This is a genomic window from Dietzia sp. DQ11-71, assembly GCF_014144995.1.
GTDB classification, from domain to species: Bacteria; Actinomycetota; Actinomycetes; order Mycobacteriales; family Mycobacteriaceae; genus Dietzia; species Dietzia kunjamensis.
Genome location: NZ_JAALDT010000389.1, coordinates 1 through 3376 on the forward strand (window position 1 = coordinate 1; position 3376 = coordinate 3376).

Sequence of the window (3376 nt, forward strand, 5' to 3'; positions counted from 1 at the left end):
TGGCAGCACAAGCCGTCCGCCGCCACCGCGGCGAAAAAGGCGTTCGTCGTCAACCGCGTCGGCGACATCGGTCTGGGTGTAGCGCTGATGGTCATGGTCACCCAGCTGGGCACGCTGTCCTACGAGGGCGTGTTCTCGGCGATCGGCGGCGGGGCGGCGGGCGGCGAGGGGGCCGGGGCCGACGGCGGGGCGGTGAGCTCGGGGCTGGTCACCGCGCTCGGGCTGCTGTTGCTGCTGGGCGCGTGCGCCAAGTCCGCCCAGGTGCCGCTTCAGTCCTGGCTCGGCGACGCGATGGAGGGTCCCACCCCGGTGTCCGCCCTCATCCACGCCGCGACCATGGTCACCGCGGGCGTCTACCTCATCACCCGGTCCAACCCGATCTATGACGCGACCCCGACCGCGCGCGCCGCGGTGATCGCGGTCGGCGCCGTGACGCTGCTGTTCGGTGCGATCGTGGGTTGTGCCAAGGACGACATCAAGAAGGTCCTCGCCGCCTCCACCATGAGTCAGGTCGGCTACATGGTCATGGCCGCCGGCTTCGGACCCGCCGGATACGCGCTGGCGATCATGCACCTGCTCACCCACGGTTTCTTCAAGGCCGGCCTCTTCCTCGGGGCCGGTTCGGTGATGCACGGGATGAACGACGAGGTCGACATGCGACGCTACGGCGCCCTACGCGCGGTCATGCCGATCACCTTCGCCACCTTCGGACTCGGCTATCTGGCCATCATCGGCGTCCCTCCGTTCGCCGGGTTCTACTCCAAGGAGGGCATCATCTCCGCGGCGTTCGACGTGGGCAGCTGGTCGGCTGCGGGTGCGGGCGCGTTCGGCTCAGGATCGGCGGTCGGCTACCTCCTGGGGGCGGTGGCCCTGCTCGGCGCGGGCCTGACCGCCTTCTACATGACCCGTGTGATGATCCTGACCTTCTTCGGGCCCGGGCGCTGGGCCGACGACGCCCACCCCCACGAGTCGCCGGCGATCATGACGGCGCCGATGATCGCGATCGCCGTGGGCTCGGTGCTCTCGGGTCTGCTGCTGTCGCTCGGCGGGCGGCTGCAGGACTGGCTGGCACCGGTCGTCGGCGAGCACCATCCGGAGCACGTCCTACCGGTGTGGTTGGTCACCGCCGCCTCCCTGGTCGTGGTGGCCGTCGGCATCGCCCTCGCCGTGCACCGCTACACCCGTAGTGAGATTCCGGCCACCGCCCCCGCCGGCTCCGGGCTCACGCGCGCCGCGCGCCGTGACCTGTATGCCGACGACCTCAACGAGGCGGTGTTCATGCGACCCGGCCAGGCCCTGGTCGCGGGCACGGAGATGGTCGACCGACGCGTCGTGGCCGGGGCGGCGACGGGTGTCGGCACCACCCTCGGGGAACTGTCCGCCCGGACGAGGCTCCTGCAGTCCGGGCTCACCCGCTCCTACGCGCTGTACATGCTGATCGGCGCCGTTCTGGTGATCGCCGCGATGTTGGGGGGTGGCGTGCTGTGACCGGCCCCGGACTGCTCACCGCGCTGTGGCTCACGCCCCTGGTCGGCGCACTCGTCGTCGTCGTCCTCCCCGCGAGCGCGCGCCGCGCGGCGAGGCCCCTCGCCCTGGTCACGTCACTGGTCGTCCTGGGGGTGGCCGTCGCGCTGGCTGTCGGGTTCGAGCCGGGCGGCGACACCCACCAGTTCGTCGAGTCGCGGCCGTGGATCCCTGCGTTCGGCGCGACGTACACACTCGGGATCGACGGCGTGGCGCTCGTGCTGGTGCTGCTCACCGCCGCACTCATGCCGTTGCTGCTGCTCGCCGGATGGCGTGACACCGACGGGCCCGGTGTCGACGGCCCCGGCCCGGACGGTCGGCGGACGCAGGCGTACCCCGCGTTGATGCTCGCCACGCAGGGGCTCGCGCTGGTGGCCTTCACGAGCCTGGACGTGCTGCTGTTCTACGTGGCGTTCGAGGCCATGCTCATCCCGCTGTACTTTCTCATCGGGGGATTCGGAACAGGCGCGTTCGGGGACAGCGGCGCGGACCGGGCGCGGGCGGCCGTGCGGTTCCTCCTCTACAACCTGCTCGGCGGGCTCGTCATGCTGGCCGCGGTGCTCGGGCTCTACATGTACACAGACCGGGCCGGACTCGGGCCCGACGGCCGCGGCACCTTCGACTACCGCCTCATCACCGACGCCGTCGCCGACGGGCGATTGCAGATCCCGCCCGGCGCGATGCTGCTGCTGTTCGCCGGGTTCACGCTGGCCTTCGCGATCAAGGCCCCGCTGTGGCCGTTCCACACCTGGCTTCCCGGGGCCGCCGTCGCCGCGACGCCCGCGTCCGCCGTGCTCATGATGGCCGTGGTGGACAAGGTCGGCACCTTCGCGATGCTGCGGTACTCGCTGCCGCTGTTCCCCGAGGCAGCGGCGACCGCGGCGCCCGTGATGGTGACGCTCGCGGTGATCAGCATCGTCTACGGCGGCATCATGGCCATCGCCCAGACCGACCTCCTGCGGCTCATCGCCTACGCGTCGATCTCCCACTTCGGGTTCATCGTGCTGGGTGTGTTCGCCGCGACCGAGCAGTCGGCGACCGGCTCGACGCTGTACATGGTCAACCACGGCATCGCCACGGCCGCGCTGTTCCTCGTGGCCGGGTTCCTCGTCCGGCGGCACCGGATCCGCGAGATCGGCTACTACGGAGGGGTGCAGCAGGCCGCGCCCGTGCTCGCCGGGGTGTTCCTCATCGCCGGGCTCGCGACGCTGTCACTGCCCGGGCTGGCCCCGTTCATCAGCGAGTTCCTGGTGTTCGTCGGCACGTTCGAGGTCTACCCCGTCGCCGCCGTACTGGCGACGGCGACGTTCGTCCTGGCGGCCGTCTACATCCTGTGGACCTACCAGCGGGTGATGGGCGGGCCCCTCGCGCCGGGGTTGCGGTCCACGCCCGACCTCACGACCCGCGAGCGCGTGGTGCTGGCCCCGCTGGTCGTGGCGCTGATCGTGCTGGGCTTCTACCCGCAGCCGGCGCTCGACGTGATCGACCCGGCGGTCGCCGAGACCGTCACCCACCTGGAAGGTGCCACCCGATGACCCCGGACATCGCCTACTCCTCGCTCCTGCCGCTGCTCGTGGTGCTCGGGACGGCGATCGTCTCGGTGCTCGTCGAGGCGTTCGCCCCCGCCCGACACCGCTACGCCGCGCAGATGGTGCTGTACCTCGGCGGGCTCGTCGCGGCGCTGGTGACGGTGGTTCTGCTCGCCGGGACGCGGCTGGTGACGGCCGGCGGCGCCGTAGCCGTGGACGGGCCGGCGCTGTTCCTGCAGGGGGCGACGGTCCTCGTGGCGATCGGGGCGGGGGTGCTCATCGGGGAACGCTCCCGGGTGGGCGCGGCGGCCGGGGCCTCGTCG

The 3376-nt window shown here is 71.6% G+C and carries 2 protein-coding genes and 1 pseudogene; all 3 read left to right on the forward strand.

What is annotated here, in order from left to right; genetic code table 11:
• The coding region (locus G6023_RS13100) for an NADH-quinone oxidoreductase subunit L (protein WP_182635914.1) at positions 1 to 1488 on the forward strand (1488 nt) is incomplete at its 5' end.
• Entirely contained in the window at positions 1485 to 3059 is a 1575-nt protein-coding gene (locus G6023_RS13105; RefSeq protein WP_182635916.1) for an NADH-quinone oxidoreductase subunit M, read from the forward strand. The genes G6023_RS13100 and G6023_RS13105, both read left to right, overlap by 4 nt.
• Positions 3056 to 3376 (forward strand): annotated as a pseudogene (locus tag G6023_RS13110) (NADH-quinone oxidoreductase subunit NuoN); the annotation flags it as partial. The gene G6023_RS13105 and the pseudogene G6023_RS13110, both read left to right, overlap by 4 nt.